18 protein-coding genes are annotated in these 19,014 nt (G+C 35.6%); 12 read left to right on the forward strand and 6 right to left on the reverse strand.

The window, feature by feature from the left end:
- The 3 genes from LY28_RS14045 to LY28_RS14055 all read left to right on the forward strand — a co-directional run.
- The coding region (locus LY28_RS14045) for a toxin C-terminal domain-containing protein (protein ID WP_207658111.1) at positions 1 to 1,283 on the forward strand (1,283 nt) is incomplete at its 5' end.
- 60 nt (positions 1,284 to 1,343) lie between these two features.
- Positions 1,344 to 1,802, forward strand: a complete 459-nt coding sequence (locus tag LY28_RS14050; RefSeq protein ID WP_133250197.1) for a hypothetical protein — start codon at positions 1,344 to 1,346, stop codon at positions 1,800 to 1,802.
- A gap of 252 nt (positions 1,803 to 2,054) precedes the next feature.
- Positions 2,055 to 2,444 carry an IS3 family transposase gene (locus LY28_RS14055; protein ID WP_242981295.1) on the forward strand — a complete coding sequence of 130 codons (390 nt, stop codon included), beginning with the start codon at positions 2,055 to 2,057 and terminating at the stop codon, positions 2,442 to 2,444.
- 217 nt (positions 2,445 to 2,661) lie between these two features.
- Here the strand turns inward: LY28_RS14055 and LY28_RS14060 are convergent, their stop codons facing one another.
- Entirely contained in the window at positions 2,662 to 4,023 is a 1,362-nt protein-coding gene (locus LY28_RS14060; protein WP_110462829.1) for a TrpB-like pyridoxal phosphate-dependent enzyme, read from the reverse strand.
- Positions 4,024 to 4,308: 285 nt separating this feature from the next.
- Here LY28_RS14060 and LY28_RS14065 point away from each other — a divergent pair, with 285 nt between their 5' ends.
- Positions 4,309 to 5,100 carry a YwaF family protein gene (locus LY28_RS14065; RefSeq protein ID WP_110462830.1) on the forward strand — a complete coding sequence of 264 codons (792 nt, stop codon included), beginning with the start codon at positions 4,309 to 4,311 and terminating at the stop codon, positions 5,098 to 5,100.
- Positions 5,101 to 5,648: 548 nt separating this feature from the next.
- On the opposite strand, the gene LY28_RS14075 is transcribed toward LY28_RS14065, so the two are convergent.
- The 5 genes from LY28_RS14075 to LY28_RS14095 all read right to left on the reverse strand — a co-directional run bounded on the left by LY28_RS14075 (position 5,649) and on the right by LY28_RS14095 (position 11,322).
- Positions 5,649 to 7,178 (reverse strand): FAD-dependent oxidoreductase, encoded by a 1,530-nt coding sequence (locus tag LY28_RS14075; RefSeq protein ID WP_110462832.1) that lies wholly within the window; start codon positions 7,176 to 7,178, stop codon positions 5,649 to 5,651.
- Between the two features lie 174 nt (positions 7,179 to 7,352).
- Positions 7,353 to 8,894: a radical SAM/SPASM domain-containing protein gene (locus LY28_RS14080; RefSeq protein WP_110462833.1), complete on the reverse strand. Its 1,542-nt coding sequence runs from the start codon at positions 8,892 to 8,894 to the stop codon at positions 7,353 to 7,355.
- Between the two features lie 165 nt (positions 8,895 to 9,059).
- Positions 9,060 to 9,287, reverse strand: a complete 228-nt coding sequence (locus LY28_RS14085) for a hypothetical protein (protein WP_110462834.1) — start codon at positions 9,285 to 9,287, stop codon at positions 9,060 to 9,062.
- Between the two features lie 179 nt (positions 9,288 to 9,466).
- Positions 9,467 to 10,933 carry a PqqD family peptide modification chaperone gene (locus tag LY28_RS14090; protein ID WP_110462835.1) on the reverse strand — a complete coding sequence of 489 codons (1,467 nt, stop codon included), beginning with the start codon at positions 10,931 to 10,933 and terminating at the stop codon, positions 9,467 to 9,469.
- Positions 10,934 to 11,100: 167 nt separating this feature from the next.
- Positions 11,101 to 11,322 (reverse strand): hypothetical protein, encoded by a 222-nt coding sequence (locus LY28_RS14095; RefSeq protein WP_110462836.1) that lies wholly within the window; start codon positions 11,320 to 11,322, stop codon positions 11,101 to 11,103.
- A gap of 447 nt (positions 11,323 to 11,769) precedes the next feature.
- Between LY28_RS14095 and LY28_RS14100 the strand changes: the two genes are divergently transcribed.
- The 8 genes from LY28_RS14100 (at position 11,770) to LY28_RS14130 (ending at position 19,013) form a co-directional block, all read left to right on the forward strand.
- Complete coding sequence (locus tag LY28_RS14100) at positions 11,770 to 12,477, forward strand: LytR/AlgR family response regulator transcription factor (RefSeq protein WP_110462837.1); 708 nt, start codon at positions 11,770 to 11,772, stop codon at positions 12,475 to 12,477.
- Complete coding sequence (locus tag LY28_RS14105; protein WP_110462838.1) at positions 12,468 to 13,796, forward strand: sensor histidine kinase; 1,329 nt, start codon at positions 12,468 to 12,470, stop codon at positions 13,794 to 13,796. The genes LY28_RS14100 and LY28_RS14105 overlap by 10 nt, the downstream gene beginning before the upstream one ends.
- An 843-nt stretch (positions 13,797 to 14,639) precedes the next feature.
- The gene (locus tag LY28_RS19185; protein ID WP_165835575.1) at positions 14,640 to 14,777 is read left to right on the forward strand and encodes a hypothetical protein; all 138 of its coding nucleotides are present in this window, start codon (positions 14,640 to 14,642) and stop codon (positions 14,775 to 14,777) included.
- A gap of 64 nt (positions 14,778 to 14,841) precedes the next feature.
- Positions 14,842 to 15,318, forward strand: coding sequence for a GyrI-like domain-containing protein (locus LY28_RS14110; protein WP_242981297.1), 477 nt, complete (start codon positions 14,842 to 14,844; stop codon positions 15,316 to 15,318).
- Positions 15,319 to 15,456: 138 nt separating this feature from the next.
- Positions 15,457 to 15,675 (forward strand): hypothetical protein, encoded by a 219-nt coding sequence (locus tag LY28_RS14115; protein WP_110462839.1) that lies wholly within the window; start codon positions 15,457 to 15,459, stop codon positions 15,673 to 15,675.
- Between the two features lie 31 nt (positions 15,676 to 15,706).
- Positions 15,707 to 15,931 carry a hypothetical protein gene (locus LY28_RS14120; protein WP_110462840.1) on the forward strand — a complete coding sequence of 75 codons (225 nt, stop codon included), beginning with the start codon at positions 15,707 to 15,709 and terminating at the stop codon, positions 15,929 to 15,931.
- Between the two features lie 364 nt (positions 15,932 to 16,295).
- Positions 16,296 to 16,478, forward strand: a complete 183-nt coding sequence (locus LY28_RS14125) for a hypothetical protein (RefSeq protein ID WP_110462841.1) — start codon at positions 16,296 to 16,298, stop codon at positions 16,476 to 16,478.
- Between the two features lie 183 nt (positions 16,479 to 16,661).
- Positions 16,662 to 19,013 carry a peptidase domain-containing ABC transporter gene (locus LY28_RS14130; protein ID WP_110462842.1) on the forward strand — a complete coding sequence of 784 codons (2,352 nt, stop codon included), beginning with the start codon at positions 16,662 to 16,664 and terminating at the stop codon, positions 19,011 to 19,013.
- Position 19,014 lies beyond the last annotated feature (1 nt).

The raw sequence follows: 19,014 nt of genomic DNA on the forward strand, positions 1-19,014 counted from the left end.
ATACAGACCCGACAGGGCATGCAGTGGCAAAGTTAGGAACAAGAGGGGATACAGTACAAGCCATACAGGAAAAGTTGAATAAGTTAGGATATAATGTAGGCAAGGCTGATGGAATATTTGGGGAAAAGACAAAAGCAGCAGTAATAAAATTTCAAAAGGATAATGGTCTAACTGTTGATGGTATTGTCGGCAATCAAACATTAACAGAAATATACTTTGAGCAGAGTAAGCAAAGTGCAAAAGCTAATGGTATAAACTTACCGGAAGCACAGAAAGCAAAAGTCGGGCAGATAAGCGGTAATGTATCAATAATGACAGATGCGAAGTTCAATCAGGCCATTGCTAATATAGTAGAGACTAAAGCCAAGACAAACGGAGGTTCACTGAATACCGATGTAAAAAATAACGAAATAGTAGTTACAAAGGTAAATATAGGTACAAAAACGCCGACATCGGCTCCAGCTACAGTAACGCCAAAAACAGCTGTTCCGGCTGCATCATCTTCACAAATGAGTTCACTTACAAATACTGTGGCGAAGATATCATCAGCAATAGCGGAGTCAAATGCAGCAGCGGTAACAGCAAGCAAGTCTACGTCCAGTATAAGTAATGGAAATACAAAAAATATTCTTAATACTATTGTTAATACAGCCATAGAATTTGCTGCAGGAGCGGCAGTAGCAGCAGTAGCAGCAGATAATAATATGATGTTTGGGGCAGCTCAAGGAATAAGCGGGGAAAACATTCAAAGTGATTCTGTTGCTTTTAATACGGGAAAATTAACAGTTGATGCGGGTACTGCGATTAAAGGTATTTCAACTCTGGTCGGAGGACTTGGCGGAGAAATTATTGGGGTGGGACTTGATGGAACAATTATATTTGCTCCTGCCGGAGTTGCGGTAGCTGTGGCATCCGCAGGTGCAGTGGCATATGGCGGAGCAGTTACTTATAGAAGTATGAATAACTTGGTAAATGACAGCAGAGACTTGATTAATAGTGCTACTCAGGGGGGGAGTAATGCTTCTAGAATGACAACGAAAGAAGCTAAAGCGGCGGCAAAGGAGCTTGGATACGAACCCACAAATTATGTAACAAAGTCGGGTGAAAAAGTTTTCTATAATAAGAAAACAAAGACATATATAAGTCAAGATGTCGGAAGTGGTAATGGTATGGGTTCCCATAATGGTGGTGTTTGGAAAGCAGCAAAATCACCTGAAGCTTTAAATAGTAAAGATACAAGGCTTGGGACATATGATGCAAATATGAATAGGATTGGTGACTAAATGTATAAATATAACATATCAAAATATAATCCTGCTTTTAGAGATAGCAATTGGAGATATATGAAAGAGGATTGGACGGCAATATCTGATATTGGAAAAACTTTTGAGGGCAAGATATTAACTGTTGAAGACTATATTGCAATAGAAGATAGCTATATTAAAGCTATACAGACAATTTTTGAGTTCTTCAATCTTAAATACTTAAAAGTGTGCGATGTCAGAAAAAGTTTTGGTGATGACCAATTCTTGGATTTGATTAGTAGGCGTAAGGTTAAATATACTTCTGATACTTTGGAAATATACAATATTGCAGAAAGCATTGAAAAACTGGAATATAAGGATTTAGATTTGTTTTTCCGACTTATGTTGAGAGAAGATATTGGCGCAAAGATATTTTATCCTAGAAAGTTAAAAATATTTATATGCTATGACTATTTAATGGGGATTCACACCAGTCGGTCAATAGAAAAGATAATTCCAGAAATAGAAGCTTTGGGGCTATTTGTTGAAGCGTTTTAAGCTGATTAGCACAAAAATATTAGATATGAGATATGTGCAGAGCTAAATTAGATGTTGAGAATGGCGGTTGTCAATATTATGACCGTCTTTCTTTCTGTCTTGCAACAAGTAGACATAAAATCTGTAATACAAAACCTTTGTTATGCAAACTTTGTAAAATGCTTTTTACCACTTTTTAATTTGTAACAGTATAATTTACGTAAGCGATGGAACAAATAACGTAGTGTAAAAATACTCCAAACTTGATATTCTTTGGCATTTAAGATCAGAGATCATAATGATAATCCATTAGTCATTGATACCTTTGATGAAGCAATCAGGCAGGAGCCAGATGCTCATCCGCTGTTTCATAGTGACAGGGGATTCCAATACACAAGCAAACAGTTTTATCAGAGACTTAAGAATGCGGGAATGAAGCATAGCATGTCCAGAGTAGCTCATTGCATAGATAACGGACCTATGGAAGGCTTCTGGGGCATTCTGAAACGTGAGATGTACTATGGACATCGTTTTACCGATCGCGGCATTCTGATAAAAGAGATATCCGATTACATAGATTACTATAACAACAAGAGATTACAACGTAAGTTATTGGTCATGACTCCAATGTCATACCATAACAATTATAGGATTGCCGCATAAAAAACTGCCTGCCAGGAATGGACAGACAGTTAACCATAAAAATGAAATATTTCATTGTCCTCTTGACGGGGAGCACACCCATCTGAACCGTCCTCCAATCGTTAGCTTTTAGGTCTGCCTTTCGGAGAAAGGTTCAATAAGACAAAGTCTTTATATATAATTTTATTGCGGCTCAAGACAAAGCCCGGAGCTTTAGCCCGATTGCCTTATCTGCTTGTTATATTTTTGGTAAGCCTTCCAGATTGATTTGCGCCGATTCCGATACATATTCTATATCATCAAGAACTCCGTTAAAGTAATTTTCATATGCGGTAAAATCAAAGTATCCATGACCGCTCAGGCAGAACAGGATTACTTTCTCTTGACCGGCTTCCTTAGCCATAAGAGCTTCGTCCATAGCAGCAAGAATAGCATGAGCTGATTCGGGAGCAGGAACTATTCCCTCGGCTTTTGCAAATAAGACTGCGGCATCAAATACTGCTTTTTGTCCATAGGCTTTAGCTTCTATGATACCGTCATGGTACAGCTGACTTACAGTAGCAGAATCACCATGATATCTTAAACCGCCTGCATGTATTCCTGACGGAACAAAATCATGACCTAAGGTATACATTCTGGATATGGGCGCCATTTTAGCAACATCACCGTAATCAAATGCAAATATGCCTTTAGTAAGAGTAGGGCAGGCAGTAGGCTCTACAGCAACCGTACGGACTTTTTGACCATTGAATTTATCCTGCAAAAAGGGGAAGGAAATTCCGGCAAAATTTGAACCGCCGCCGCAGCAGGCAAAAACTACATCAGGATATTCATCAATCATTTCCATTTGCTTTTTTGCTTCAATCCCAATAATTGACTGATGCAGGCATACATGATTTAAAACACTGCCTAATGCATAATTTGTATCAGGATGTGCGGCAGCATCCTCGACAGCTTCACTAATTGCGATACCAAGGCTTCCGGAGCAGGAGGGATCCCTTTCAAGGATGCTTCTGCCGCTGTTTGTCAGATTACTGGGACTTGCGACAACGCTTGCACCGAAGGTTTTCATAAAGGAACGCCGGTATGGCTTTTGTTGATAACTGACATTTACCATATAAACAGAGCATTCAAGACCGAATTGGCTTGTGGCAAGGCTGAGAGCACTGCCCCATTGTCCGGCTCCTGTTTCTGTAGCCAATCTTTTTATTCCAGCGATTTTGTTGTAATATGTTTGAGGGATAGCTGTATTCAGTTTATGACTGCCGGTAGCATTTGTGCCTTCATATTTATAATAAATTCGAGCAGGGGTATCTAATTTCTTTTCCAGATTTCTGGCACGGTATAAGGGACTTGGCCTGAACTGGCGGTACATCTCACGTACTTCTTTCGGTATGTCGATATAGCGTTCAGAGGACATTTCCTGTTTGATTAATTCATCAGGGAAAATAGCTTTCATATCATCAGGCGTAATAATTTCCAATGTGGCTGGATTATAGTACGGAGCCGGCTTGTTGGGCATATCGGCAATGATATTGTACCATTGCTTGGGGATTTCACTTTCAGGCAGAATTACTTTTGTAATCTCATCTCGTCTCATTATATTTCTCTCCTCATCTGATTGTTATTGAATTAACCTAATAGATATCAGCTATTCTAGGCTATTTTGTATTGCTTCTTAGTATATTTTATTAGATTTGCAGATAAAGTCAACTCATATTTAAAAATCAAATTACAAAAATAGAAATATATTGAAGCTGCTGCTAAAAAAATCTGTAAGCAGTAATTTTATCTTATAATGCAGCATAAGTAGGGTGCTATAATAATATAATTTATCAGAAAGCCTTGTACAATTATTTTAAATAGGGTCAGGAGGAACCGATAATTGAAAAGCTATTTTTTTGAATACATAGACAACATCCCCGGAGAATTTCACAGTAATCTTGTTTCCGTTGGACATATTTTAGTAATCAGCATAATTATCAGCTTTTGGATAATTATGCTGCGGCTTTTTAAATATAAAAAAGAAGAAAAGAAGTGGAGGCTTTTGTTAATAGCCAGCTTATCGCTGCCATTGCTGGAGGCAGCTCAAACTCTATGGTATATATATGTCAGGCAGTTTTCATTGGGATATGCACTTCCGCTGCATTTATGCAGTTTAATGTGCATAATATTGCCCCTCATGGTTATTACAAGAAATAAGCTGCTTATGGAATATTCATATGCAATTGGGCTGGCTCCCTCATTTATAACAATGCTTACTCCAGATGTATATTATTATCCGAGCTTTTCATTCATATATCTCCAGACAATGCTTGCTCATGGAATAATTTGCTTTATTCCGGTATTTTTAATATGTTGTATGGGCTTCAGACCCCATATCCGCAATTTGCCTAAATCAGTGGCAATGATGATTGGATTGGCAATAATTATGATACCGGTTAATTATATTACAGAAGGTAATTATTTTTATTTAAGATATCCCGCGGCAGGCTCAATTATGGAGTATTTTGCAAAGTCGGCAGGCAGTCCGGGATATCTTGTTCCCGTGTTTTTATTGGGATGTATACTATGGCTGCTTATGTATCTGCCGTTCATTTTAACCGGGCATAAGAAAAAACACAGCAAACGGCTTGTCAAGGAAGATGAAATAAAACAATTGGTTATACATAATTAATATTTTCTTAATATAATGTTAATTGTAACGTAATAAAGGACTGATATAATAAATATGAAATAAAAAAGTCAATCAGCCTTAGCTATAGGATGTATTTCATTGGACGATAGCTTAGGTTTAAAAGAAGGATGCTTTTAAAGGCAATAAAATATGGAGCGGAGGTCAGGAACAGGAATTGGCTTATATGAAAGGAGGGGGGTATATATATATAAATTTATAACTATCCGGTGCAGAAGCTGTGGCGCAGTTGTTTACAATCTGCCGGTTAGCGAAATGAAAAAAATAAAATTTTTAAATATTATTTGTGAAGACTGTTTAGAACACAGTACTTCTGCAAAACCTAATATTAAAAAGTTGTCCAGTTAAAAAATGACAGGAATAATTAAAGCTGCTATAACATATAAAGTAAATACTGAAAACTGCAAATCTAAAATTTTTGTACGAAAGTAAAACAACGCTTATATAGGCGCTTTTTTTATGCCCTCCTACAGCGATATAAAAAAATTAACCCGCAAAAAGTAAATATGTTCAAATAGCTTGCAGGGAAACTATTTGATTCTCTCTAAGGGCTTTATTGCAGGTCCCTCTATAATATTGCCCTTGCAGTCAAATCTTGATGCATGGCAGGGACAGTCCCAGGTTTTTTCAGCTGAGTTCCAGCGTACTTCACAGCCAAGATGCGTGCAGGTAGTATCAACAACAAACAGATTGCCGTCTTTGTCGCGATATGCACCGGCTTTTCTTCCCTTCAGATTGACAGGCTTACCCTCATCCAATTCCAAATTGAAGTCCTCCGGTAAAGACTTTGTTTTTCCGTCAAGAAGATTTTCCACTACGTTAAGGTTTTCCGTATAAAAGCTTTTAGAGACAATTGGCTTTAATCTGGAGGGTGAAAAAATATGTTCAAATTCACTGCCGCCGGATAAGAGCAAGGCCTTAATGATTATAGCTGCGGAGGTGCCGCTGGTCATACCCCATTTTGCAAAACCGGTGGCAACAAGTATATTACGCTTTGAAGAAGTTACATACCCTATATAGGGTATATTGTCCATTGCGGTATAGTCCTGAGCTGACCAGCGGTAAGGGATATCAGCTGCAGAGAATGTATTGCCGGCATATAATATTAAGTTTTTATAATGTTCCTTCTCATTGTCATCTTGTCCTGTTTTATGGTGCTCTCCGCCTACTAAAATGAGCTGCCCGTCATTTTCTACAGGCTGAAATCTAAGTGATCTGGAAGGCTGCTCATAAGATATATACATACCGCCGGGAAATTTGGCCGGTGATTTTGCGGCAACTATATAAGAGCGTTCACCGAACATTTTTGCTGCATATAGTCCTCCTCCGTCATAGAAGGGATATTGTGTAGCTACAATTACTTTGCTTGAAGTGATTTTGAAGCCTGTTTTTAATGAGGTTACACAATGGTCACTGTGATGTATATCCATAGCAGCCGTATTTTCAAATATTTGTCCTCCTTTTTTTACAAAGCTTTCAGCTAATGCAAGCAAATATTTTCTTGGATGGAATTGAGCTTGATTATCGAAACAGATAGCACCCTCTATCTCTATTGGCAAGGGCAGGTCTGATTTATAGGATGCAGGCAAGCCTATGGAGCAGGCTGCATTTACTTCCTCCTCTATTTTTGAAATATAGTTTTTGTCTTGAGTAAATACATAGTTGGGTTGCCTGCTGAAATCACATTGTATATTGTTATCAAGGATTATTTCATTTATTGCAAAAATGGCGGCTTCATTTATTTGACCGTATTTTTGAGCACCTTCGCTGCCGATTTGTTTTATTAGCTTGGCATATATTAAATTGTGCAGGGATGTAATCTTTGCGGTAGTATGTCCGGAGGCAGCGGCAGCAATTCTGTTTGCGTCAATAATAGCAACGTCAAAGCCTTCCTTTTGAAGAAGATAAGCTGTGGTTATTCCTGTTATGCCTCCTCCGATCACTAAAATATTTGTCTTAATATCGCCTGTAGGCTGAGGATAGCTTGTCTTAGGGGCAGAAGCCATCCAATATGATTCCGGTGCTTTTAAAAATGTCCTTTTTACCAGATTTTCCGGCATAGAAATTCTCCTTATAACAGTTATATAATTTTATAACTATTATTATTTCCTGAAATTCAAAAAATATTTTAAAGGTATAAGACCGGTTTTAACGGTTGAAGGGTGCAGGTGCTTAAACAGCTGTCCGAGGCTATCTTCAATAATATATAATATTGTAAGGTAGCCTCAAATTGCTTAAATATAATTCATTTGCTTTTTCAGCATCTGGTAAAGGGATTCGCTTTCTTGTCTGAAATCTTTAGAAATAGAGCGCCCATTTTCAAGGACAGACAAGGCTTCCCCATATCTTCCGTTTTCACAAAGGATAACAGCGAGGTCATTGAAGGGGTCCAAATATTGCTTGTCGGACAGCTCTATGGCCTTTTGCAGGTATTGAATCCCTTTATCGGCATCGCCAAGCTTTGCTATTGAGAGCCCGTAGCCTTTGTTTATATATGGATCGGAGGGGTGTTTCCTGATAAGCCTTTCATTGGCTTCAAGAGCTTGTCTGTAGTTTTCAAGCATGAAGGAAACATATCCGTATAATTTCAGTACTTCTTCGTTTTCAGGCTCTGTCAGTAGTATTCTGGACAGGAGCAGCTCAGCGAGTTGATAACTGTTATTCTCAGCAAATTTTTTCGCTTTCTCAAGCATGGGCTGTATATCAGAAAGTCTTTCAAATTGGGCCTCCGCTTTTTTTATTGTATGATTGTAGGAACAGTAAATATTTTCTGAATATACACTTTTTCCTATTGTAAGCTTTGTATTTCCGCAGCCGCCGAGGCATCTGCTGCCAAAAAGACATTTCTGACAAATTCCTGACAGCTTATCCTTTGTCATATTCCTGTTCCAGGAAAAATTCTCCGGATTATTCCATAAGGCTTTTAAGGGTATTTCACGGATATTTCCTTCTATAAAATCTTTATTTCTGATTGATGTGCACCCTACAACATCCCCGTTATGCAGAATACCAAGCCCATATTTACCTGCGGCGCAGCCGTTCCAGGAGTATACGCTGCCTTCCCGCGCTTTTCGCCTGATTTCAATTTCCTTTTTATTGAAATAGCCTATGCAATCTGCAAGCTGAATCTCAATTCCGCCTTTGTTCATGGCATTGTAAGCAAAATCAATTACTTCATCAATGTGATGAGGCTGAGTTACCAGTTCGGAGTTTTTGGACATATTACCCATAGGAAGTCCAAGCTGAAGCTGCCATCCGAATATATTTTTTTGGGAAAGGATATCATGTATTTCATAAAGCTCTTTTATGTTAATATTGTTAATTGTGGTAATTACAGAGCAGTTCAAGCCATTTTCAGTCAAGACATCAATTGCGCTCATAATTTTGTCATAAGAGCCTTCTTTTCTTATATAATCGTGCGTATTCTTTAGACCATCCAAGCTAAGTGCAACTGTATTCACACCGGCGGTTTTTGCCCTTTTGGCTATAGCCCCGTTCATCAGCCAGCCGTTAGTAATCATATTCGGTATTACACCGTTATCGTTCAGCCTTTTTGCGATAATATCCCAATCTTTTCGGGTTGTTGGTTCTCCCCCCGATAAGGTAATCCATTTAAACCCCAGTCCTGCGATATCATCACACAGCCTTAAGGCTTCCTCGGTTGTAAGCTCTCCTTCAAGAGGACTTTCACAAGATGATCCGCAATGCTTACATCTCATGTTGCACCCCATTGTTATTTCCCATACTCCTGTAATGGGACTATAATTTACACTCATTTTAGCCTCCCTTTTTTGCGGGGGGATGCGGATATATACCGCATCCTAAGTTTTCTTAATACCAATAGGATTATGTAATTGCCCTTTATTAAAAATTTACAAAAATCAATTGCGGCTGAAAGCCTTCACCTTTCAGCCGGTATTAATCGACCTTGCTTAAGATTTTTATTTCAGTGATATTGTAGGCTCTATACCATATAAAGGTCTTACTGGAGGTTCAATGCCGTATAAAGGTCTTATCGGGTCAACTATGATTGGCCCTTTAATGCCGTAGAATAATCTTACCGGTGGATTGATGGCAGATATCAAACCGGAGGATGTATCAAAACCTCCTACCATGTCTAATAATTCTTCATCACTCAGCTGAATCATTTCTTTATTTTCTTTTTCCATAATATATACCTCACTTTTTTTAGTTTTACCTATAGGTATTATTTTCCCCAGTATTATTATATTATGGATATCATAGTTAATAAAGAATTATTTGTAAAAATCTTTCTAATTTGACACAAATTATTGTATAATTTTTGTGAATATTGTACAAAAACTTTATAAAAATACTTTTTATATACTTATCCTAGTTGTGTTTGAAGATATAATTTTTGTATATTTATCTGTTTGCAATTTGTTTTGTCCTTATCCTTATTTATGGCACACGGACCTAATTTATTTGTGCATAAGAATCTCAATTCGCATTTTAAACAGAATTCATCCTCCAATTGATTTATAGGCAGTTTTGAACGGATTTTTTTGAAAATATTATTTTTGAACATTTCAGATAATGAAGTATTTGATATGTTTCCAAGCTTGTAAGCATCATTTTTAAAGCACTGGCATGGATATACGTCACCATTGCCGGTGACAAAAAAGGAGGGATAGCAGGCAAGAATACTGGGAGCATCAGGTGGAATAAGCCTGCCTCCGTGACCGAATGAAAAAATGTTTATTTTGCCGGAAATTTTTTTGGAGGTATCACTATTTTGGCTGCAATTACAGATATAGGTATTGCGAAGGCTTTTTGCAACGCTTTTTATATATTGCTTCTCTGATACAGAAAGCAAGCTGTTTACACCGGCATCGTCTATTTTGCTATATTGGGTCATTGCCCATGAAAGATCACAGCTGCACAATTTTTTGCTTATTACCGATACCAGCTTATCCAAGGAGTCAAGGTTTATTGCCGATACTATTGGTTTTATGATTACTGTTAGTCTTTTTTTATTTAAAGAAAATTGGTTTATTTTTTCCAGTGCCTCAAAAATATCATTTTTAATATTGGAGGCTGTGTTTCCCCATAATACTTCCAGCTCTTTTTCTATAACGCTGTCAAGGCTTATCGTAAAGCTGTCTACAAACTCAGAAAGCTTTTCAAGGTCTAAGGAGTTTAGAAGAGTACCGTTAGTTATAAAGTGTGTCTCTAAGCCTAGAATTTTGGCTTCACGGCAGATTTCAGCCAGTTCATTGCGCAGAGTTGGTTCTCCTCCTGTAAAGATGACTTTAGAGCCTTTCAAATTTTTGAATTCCTTTAGCAAACCAATTATTTTTTCCTTTGATATTAAAGAATTCGATTTATGCTGTATTCTTTTATGTCTTTCTTCTTTATTGAAGCAATAGATACAATTCAGATTACATTTATCTGTCAGGCTGATATATATATCATTAAAAGGATACTTTTCCGCAGAGTCAATATCACAGACTGCACTCATCCAGCCGGCTTCGGCGGGAGTCCGGGTATAAGATAAAAATCCGTTTTGCAGTAATTCTTCTGCAAATGGAAGAACATCCTCCTCAAAAGTTGAAGCTTCAATCTGATATTGGTTTGTTAGTTTTTCTTTTACAAGGCTCATGCTGTTATAATTATGAATTGCATTATATATGGACGCCCCTGTATCATCCAAGGCAATCCAATAATGTATTGACGGATTAAATAAAACATATGTATCTTGCTCGTTTTCTATAATAGATTCGTAATTCTCAACTTTATATAAGTAGTTTGTATAATTATCAAATAAGGAAGTTTTATCATTTAAAGTTTGCATAAGATACTCCTTGCTGCTATTATTTTATGCAAGCAGGTCTATTCAAGTCATTGACATATCTAATGTCTTTTTTGATTATGTTTCAGCTTACTAATTTCATTGCTGTTAAGCATTTGTTTTTTTTAGCAGATTGTTTTCAGCTGACAGCAATTGATTTTTTATGCTTATCACAGCTTTTTAATTATAGCCTCGTCTGTGAAATCAAATTTTTTAGCTATCATACCACTCAATCTGGTTGGGAAAGGTGAAACAGTTATATCCGGAAGATTAATAGCAAGGTTCACTGATTCTACTAAGCCTCCGTTTGTTTCAAGGGATTCCTTTTCTGAAATTTCATTTAAATCAGCCTTAATAAAATCAGGTTTCTGTATTGATGGTTTTTTCCACATAATAAATTCCTCCTAAATATTTTATGTAATACTACTTGAATGACCTACTTATTCAAAATATACCATAATATTTAAAAAGTGTAAAATGAAGTTTTGGCTTTAGTAGCGAATGCAGTTTATATTGAATAGAAGCAATTACGGTTTAAGCCTTCACGACTATATTTATATTGTCTTTTTTAGCCGGCAGTAATTGATTTCCGGATTATAATACAGCATGTGTATGCTTAATATATTGCAAAAAACAAAAATATTTAAGGATATTTAAATTTTCACATAATAAATAAAAATAGAAATCTTATATTTTTATATTATAAAATATATAGTATACTATTTTTAGTATTTATTATAATTAATTTGAATATAAGAAATTATATTGAAGGACTCTGTATAGGTTTTATTTAACTTTTATGACTGCTACTGGCGTGGAGGTTAGCTTGAGGTGAAAAAATGATTAGGATATCTGTGTGTGATGATGATATTTCAATGACTGAAAATTTGAAAAAAGGTATTAACGACCTTAGATGCGATCTTGAAATACTTACATTTGATTGCGGCAATGCTTTGCTTCTGAGTGAATTCCTGTACAATGATATTATAATACTTGATATTGAAATGAATGACATTAACGGAATACAAGCCGCCAAGCAGCTCAGGGAAAATGGATATTACGGCATAATTATTTTTTTAACTTCATATAAGGAAATGGTTTTTGACTCTTTAAAGGTAAAGCCTTACGAATACATAGTGAAGCCTGTAGAAATAACTAAATTGAAGCTTATTTTAGGAGAGGCTGTTAATTATGTTCTGGAAAGAAGGAATACACATTTTGAAGCAGTTTGCAATTCTTTTACATTCAGAATAAAAGTATGTGATATATATTTTTTTGAAAGCAGAGGAAGAAAGATAGACATAAATACTAAAGATGGTATAAAAACAATTATAGGAAAAATAAATCAAATTGAGGCTTCTCTCAGCAATAGAAATTTTTTCAGATGTCATAAAAGTTATTTGATAAATCTTGAGCATGTATATATGTTTTCAAATAGTGAGATTACATTGGATAACAATCAGAAGGTACTAATCAGCAGATTAAGATTAAATTCTTTTAAAGAAGCCTTCAGGGCTTTCATGAAGGGAAACAGAAAATGTCAGTGAATATAGGTATAAGCTTGCTGCAATTGGCAGTAAATGTAATTGAGCTTTTTGTATGGTTTTTTCTGATATCAGTATTCTTATATTTTAAGGAAAATCACAAGAAGAAAATAGCTTGCTTTCTGGCAGTATATCTGATTTTATATATAGTTGAACGTATCTTCCCTCAAATTTTATTATTTAATTTAGCTGTTTCAATTTACAGCAGATTTGTCATATATATATTATACAGAGGGAAATTGTTGCATAAGTTTTTTGCCTTCTGGATATCAAATTGCTTAAATTATGTACTGGATATGTTTATAATTTCTATTGTCAGTACGGGTTTTGACGGAAACTTATTTTTCAGCTCCATGCAGGAAATGAACAGCAAGTTAATTGTAACCCTGACCAAATTGCTTCTGATTGCATTGATTTGTGTATTATTTAAAAGGCTTGTTTCTCCCAGTACTTTAAAAATAGAAATCATGTCAAATTCACATACCCTGCTATTGGCTATGCTGCCTATTTTCGGCTATGTCACTATGTGTGTTCTTGATTATGGTGTAAGGACATATATTAAGGTTCCCTTCAGCGTAAATTTATTTTTAATAATTACATATCTGGCTACAATTATTTACAATATAGTCGTTATGGTGCTTATTGACAAGCTGGTACTGAACAGAAGGTATAAGTTAATGAATGATATATCTCAAGAGCAGCTTCTGATCCAATTTAATCATTATGAGAGCTTAAAGGAAAAGATTGAACAAAACAAAAAGCTAAAGCATGACATGAAAAATCATATGTTATGTATAGAAGCTTTGATTTCAAACAATGCTCTTGAAGAGGCAAAGAAGCTTTTAAGCAGTATAGAAGGTATAATGCAGGAATCAGACTTGGAAATAAGCAGCGGTAACAGCATAGTTGATGCTATTCTAAATGAAAAAAGCAAATTGGCAAAGCAGCATGGAATCAGGTTTTTGTTTGAGGGTGTACTGCCGCAGGATTCCTTTATCAGTCCGATTGATATAAGTACTATTTTTTCAAATGCCTTGGACAATGCAATTGAAGCGGCTCAGCAGGATGATAATTCTAACAGGTTTGTAGAAACTACTATAAAGATACGGGGAAAATGTCTTCTCATACTTATAGAAAATTCTGTTAAGCAGGATATTAGTATAAAGGATAATACCATAGAAACCACAAAAGATAATAAAGGGAAGCACGGATTCGGCTTAAGGAATATTAGAGATAGTGTTGAAAAGTATGGAGGAGACTTTAATATAAGCTGTAGAGATAAAAGTTTTACTTTGGAAATTATGCTAAGCATAAGTGCTTGATGGATACATTTTATTACATTTATTAAACATGTTGTGAATGATGTATTGATTAAACATATTCAACGGATTATACTTATCTCAGATAGATTATTAAAAATATTTTTATTTGAAAAACATTTTTAATACACAAAGATGAAATTGACATGAAGAGTGCTCGGGCTTCATTGTATTTATGTCGGAGTAGTATTATTTTGGATTATAAACAGCGACTCCGACGTTTTGAAAGGACGATAAAAAATGAACAAAATATTTTCTATGGATATTTCAATTATTGAAATATTACCAGCATTATTAAAAATAGGATTTGTCATAGGCTTAATAGCTGGAGTTATCTTATTATTAAAATTTTAAAAAAAGTAAGTATATTTGAGGACTTTAGGGCTTTTAGATTATGCAATTTATTAACATAAGTTTCGAAATTTATACAACAGTACTCAGGGTTTACTATTTAAAAGTAGCAGTCTCTAATAAACAAATATAAACAGAACCATAAATGACTGTTCAAAATACTACCGCGGTTTGAACAATTAAATATGTGTTTAGTCTAGCTATTAACATGTTGCTTCTATTTTTGTGGGTTGTAATTTAATGCAGCTGATAAATATTATTTAAGTTGAAAAATTAGTTGGGGAATTAAGGTAATTTACAATGAATTAATTAAAAAAATCTTACATAAAAAAGGGTTTCTTTAAAAATAATTTGAAAACTTCAAAGAAATTAATTCTATAGTACATTTTGTTACATTATATATAAATATTACTATGAATAAATAAAGTGATTTTTAAATATACTTAATAACTTTAAACTAAATTTCATAATATTTTAAAGTTGGAGGAAAATAAAATGAAAACAGGTAAGTTTGAATTGATTAAAGAAAATGAGAAAATGTATATCAATGGAGGTACCGGTGTAAGAGAAAACAACGCCTCAATTTCATCTGTATTTAAAGGTATCTGCAGCTTTTTTGCACGTCTGTTTTGAGATAAGTCTAAACTACATTTGATAAACTATACATTATAAATACTAAAATCAGGAGATGACTATTTTGATATTGATTGAAGCAGGAAAAGAGATTAGGCTGGAAAATGTCCTATCATTAAGAAAAAAAATGACTCAAGAAGAGATAAACTCAGAGATGCTGAAGATTGGAAATGTTCTTCAGGATAACGGAGCTAAGAAGGCAGGGCCGGTGGTTACTGCTACCTTTGCAATAGAAACTTTAAACGGACAGTCTGTTTTGGATATGGAAATATTGATACCTTTGGACAAGAAGATTGCGGTGTCAGATGAATATACGCAGAAGCCGGTTTTTCATATAGTAAATGCTCTTTATGCAAGACATGAGGGAAATCCCTCAACCTTGCAAAATACATATAATGACATGCTGGCTTATATTAATCACAACAAGCTGCAGCAAATAACAGCAGGCTATAATGTGCAGGTTAAGGATGTTCTGCCTGGAATGACACCTGATGAAATGACTATTGATGTTTATATTGGAATAACCCCAAATATTTTGTAATTAGCTGCTGTAAGCCATGGAACAGTAGTTAATATATATTAAATTTACTTGCTTTTGAATTTATGTTTGCGCGCAGAATGGATAAAAATATTAGAATAAGCATTTGTGAACAAAAAATACAAATTGGAGGTGGAAATTATGGTATGTGAGTTAAGTTTGCATAATAACAATTTTTCAGAGTTAACCTATAGTGAGTCTTTAGAGGTTGATGGAGGTTTTGCTTTTATAATACCTGCAGGAGTTATCCTAGCTGCAAAGATAGTTGGAGCGATAGCAGCAGTTGGTGTAGTAGGAGCAGGTGTTTATGTAGGTTATAAGCAGACAACAGCAGATTTAGAAAAAAAATATGGGGAATAAAATTAATTTAGAATAAGAGGAGGTATAATTTATGACAAGTATTACTGCAAATGGTTTTCAAACGATAGAATTTCATGAATTATGTGAAGTAAATGGTGGGTCAGGGGCTTGGAATACTCTAAAGGACTTATTTGCAGCACTACCAGCACCAGTAAAACCTGCGATTCTTATTCCTGCTGCTGCAATAGTTTTATATGAGGGCGGAAAGAAAATAGGAAGTTATGTGGCAGAGACTGTTTATTGGAGTACACATTAAAAGAGGCTGACCTAAAACCAGAGGAACTGGAAAAGCTAATTTTTTAGTAAAAAACAATAAATCCTTTGGAGATTTTAAACTGAAATTATTAAAAAATTTAGACTTTTTCAGTAACCTCTTAAATCTAGGAGGTGTGCATATTGGGGAATATAATAAAGTTTTTAAATCAGAATTGGATTTTATATGTAATATTAGGTATCTTAAGCGTTATAGTATTGTTTACAATTGGGCGTTTGTGTGGCATTGCTATTGCACAAATTGTATACTATATAAAAAATTAATCAGTATAGATTATGGATAGCTAAATTTATAGCAGAATGATTGTTTTTAATAGACATTTAAAATTTGAAAGAGGTGAAATAAAATGACAAACCTAAATGCTAATTTCTCAGAATTGACTTATAGAGAGTCAATTAAGGTTGAAGGCGGATTTGCAATAAATCCTGCACTTGGTCCGCTTATTATGGTAATACCGGCTTTATATCCTGAAATATTCTTTCCGGGAGCGGCAGTTATTGGGGCAAAACTTGCAGTTGGACAATATTAAGAGAATGCTAGGTATAGGCTAATCAATTTTCATTGAAAATCATACACTTTGACATTATTTACAAAATAGTTAAACTATAGTAACATTATAAGAAAGACGGTGTGAATGGCTAAATATATTAGTAATCACATCGTTTTTAACAAATTATACAAAAATAAAGTCAGCTATAATGGAGATTAAATCATGCAAATCCCGTTCAAACGATATTACTGTATCAGACAGCATGACATTACTGACTGTGGTGCGGCATGTGTTGCGACGATAAGCAAGCAATATGGTTTTAAAACATCAATAACTAAAATAAGAGAGGTTGCAGGAACCGACAAACAGGGAACAAATGCATACGGAGTAATAAAAGCGGCGGAGGGTCTTGGATTCACCGCAAAGGGAGTAAAGGGAAATCAGGAAGCTTTTTTTTCTGAATTTCCGCTGCCGTGCATAGCACATGTGGTCGTAGAAGGTACCTTGCTGCATTATGTTGTTATACATAAAATTACCAAAAAGCAGGTAATGGTTGCCGATCCGGGTAAGGGAATGATAAAGTATACGCCGGAGGATTTCTTTAAAATCTGGACAGGTGTGCTTATACTGATGGTTCCCGATGTTACCTTCAAAAAGGGTGATGAGACAAAGGGTCTTTTTTCGCGTTTCTTCAATTTGATGCTGCCGCAAAAAAAGCTTTTGATTAATATATTTTTTACTTCGCTCATATATACTATGCTGGGTGTCGCAGCTTCCTTTTATTTTACATTTCTTTTGGATGACATTCTCCAGTTTAATCTTGAGAAAACCTTGCATGTAATATCAATAGGGATTATCTTGCTATATTTGTTTCAAACCCTGCTTGGGGCATTCCGCTCACATATGGTGCTATACCTTTCACAGAAAATAGATATACCGCTTATATTAGGTTATTATCAGCATGTTCTTGGACTCCCTATGAATTTCTTCGGAACACGAAAGGTCGGAGAAATTATATCGCGTTTTATGGATGCTTCAAAGGTGCGTGATGCAATTTCGGGTGCAACGCTGACAATAATGATAGATACTCTGATGGCTGTAGCTGGTGCAATCATTTTATATACTCAGAATTCAATGCTTTTCCTTATAGCATTAATAATAGCTGTTGTTTACGGAATAATAGTATTTGCTTTTAATAAACCTATAAAAAATATTAATAAAGAGCAAATGGAGCAAAATGCACAATTAACATCTTATCTTGTTGAATCATTAAATGGAATTGAAACGGTTAAAACCTTTAATGCTGAGTCGGAAGCGTCACTAAAGACTGAGGGTAAATTTATAAAGCTGCTCAGAGCAATATTCAAGGGAGGAATAATAAATAATGTTCAAAGCTCCATAACCGGTTTTACAGCTCTTGCAGGAGGTGTCATTATCCTTTGGGTCGGAGCATGGAATGTCATTCACGGCAATATGACAGCCGGACAGCTGCTGTCCTTTAATGCACTGCTTGGATATTTCCTTGAGCCTATAAAAAATCTTATAAATCTCCAGCCTATGCTGCAAACTGCAATTGTAGCATCTGACAGGTTAGGCGAGATATTTGATCTTGAGCTGGAAAAAGGTGAAAATGAGGACAAGCAAATAAAGCCTTCCGATTTAAAAGGAGATATATGCATTCAGGACTTGGAGTTCAGATATGGCACCCGCGCATTGGTATTAAACAATATAAATCTCACCATAAGGCATGGAGAGAAGATCGCATTTGTAGGTGAGAGCGGCTCCGGTAAAACTACCTTGGTTAAGCTGCTTATGAATCTTTATCCATGGGAAAAGGGTGAAATAACTATAAAGGGCTACAATGTCAAAGACATAAATTATGACGCGCTGAGGGAAAAGATTGCATACATATCACAGGATATTTTTATGTTCAGCGGAACTATAAGAGAAAATCTATGCCTGGGAAATAAAAAGCTTGAAATGGAAGAAATAATCGAGGCCTGCAAAATGGCACAGGCTCATGATTTTATTAATAAATTTCCATTGAGATATGAGACATATCTGGAGGAAAACGGTGCGAATTTATCGGGAGGTCAAAAACAGAGGCTGGCAATTGCAAGAGCTATACTTAAAAACCCGGATATATTTATTATGGATGAGGCCACAAGCAATCTGGATTCTATTGCGGAAAAGGCTATTGAAAGAACTATTGAAACCGTATGCAACGGAGTTACCACAATAATAATTGCTCACAGGCTGAGTACTATTAAACGCTGCGACAGGATATACGTTATGGAAGAGGGCAGGATAATAGAAACAGGCAGCCATGTTGAATTAATGAATAGAGGAGGCCGGTATTCTGAGCTTTGGAAAGAACAACTGCCTGACAGCACAGAGGATAATGACTTAAAGCGGAAGGCTTCCCATGACAAAATTTCAGCCGGTGGTGCAGTAGCAATTGAAAATAACCCGTTTAATGAAAGCAATACACTTTCACAGGTGGCAGCCTCCTCTGCTCAGATTCCGGCAGGCTTGGTAATTCCGGCTGCCGGCTTGGAAAAGGAGGATGAGTAGC

The organism is Ruminiclostridium sufflavum DSM 19573 (assembly GCF_003208175.1).
GTDB lineage: Bacteria > Bacillota > Clostridia > Acetivibrionales > DSM-1351 > Ruminiclostridium > Ruminiclostridium sufflavum.

Bases quoted from the DNA above. Each gene is read 5' to 3' on its own strand.
- LY28_RS14050 (WP_133250197.1), top strand. From the start codon at position 1,344: ATGAAAGAGGATTGGACGGCAATATCTGATATTGGAAAAACTTTTGAG.
- LY28_RS14060 (WP_110462829.1), bottom strand. From the start codon at position 4,023: ATGAGACGAGATGAGATTACAAAAGTAATTCTGCCTGAAAGTGAAATC.
- LY28_RS14075 (WP_110462832.1), bottom strand. From the start codon at position 7,178: ATGCCGGAAAATCTGGTAAAAAGGACATTTTTAAAAGCACCGGAATCA.
- LY28_RS14080 (WP_110462833.1), bottom strand. From the start codon at position 8,894: ATGAGTGTAAATTATAGTCCCATTACAGGAGTATGGGAAATAACAATG.
- LY28_RS14085 (WP_110462834.1), bottom strand. From the start codon at position 9,287: ATGGAAAAAGAAAATAAAGAAATGATTCAGCTGAGTGATGAAGAATTA.
- LY28_RS14090 (WP_110462835.1), bottom strand. From the start codon at position 10,933: ATGCAAACTTTAAATGATAAAACTTCCTTATTTGATAATTATACAAAC.
- LY28_RS14095 (WP_110462836.1), bottom strand. From the start codon at position 11,322: ATGTGGAAAAAACCATCAATACAGAAACCTGATTTTATTAAGGCTGAT.
- LY28_RS14100 (WP_110462837.1), top strand. From the start codon at position 11,770: ATGATTAGGATATCTGTGTGTGATGATGATATTTCAATGACTGAAAAT.
- LY28_RS14105 (WP_110462838.1), top strand. From the start codon at position 12,468: ATGTCAGTGAATATAGGTATAAGCTTGCTGCAATTGGCAGTAAATGTA.
- LY28_RS19185 (WP_165835575.1), top strand. From the start codon at position 14,640: ATGAAAACAGGTAAGTTTGAATTGATTAAAGAAAATGAGAAAATGTAT.
- LY28_RS14115 (WP_110462839.1), top strand. From the start codon at position 15,457: ATGGTATGTGAGTTAAGTTTGCATAATAACAATTTTTCAGAGTTAACC.
- LY28_RS14120 (WP_110462840.1), top strand. From the start codon at position 15,707: ATGACAAGTATTACTGCAAATGGTTTTCAAACGATAGAATTTCATGAA.
- LY28_RS14125 (WP_110462841.1), top strand. From the start codon at position 16,296: ATGACAAACCTAAATGCTAATTTCTCAGAATTGACTTATAGAGAGTCA.
- LY28_RS14130 (WP_110462842.1), top strand. From the start codon at position 16,662: ATGCAAATCCCGTTCAAACGATATTACTGTATCAGACAGCATGACATT.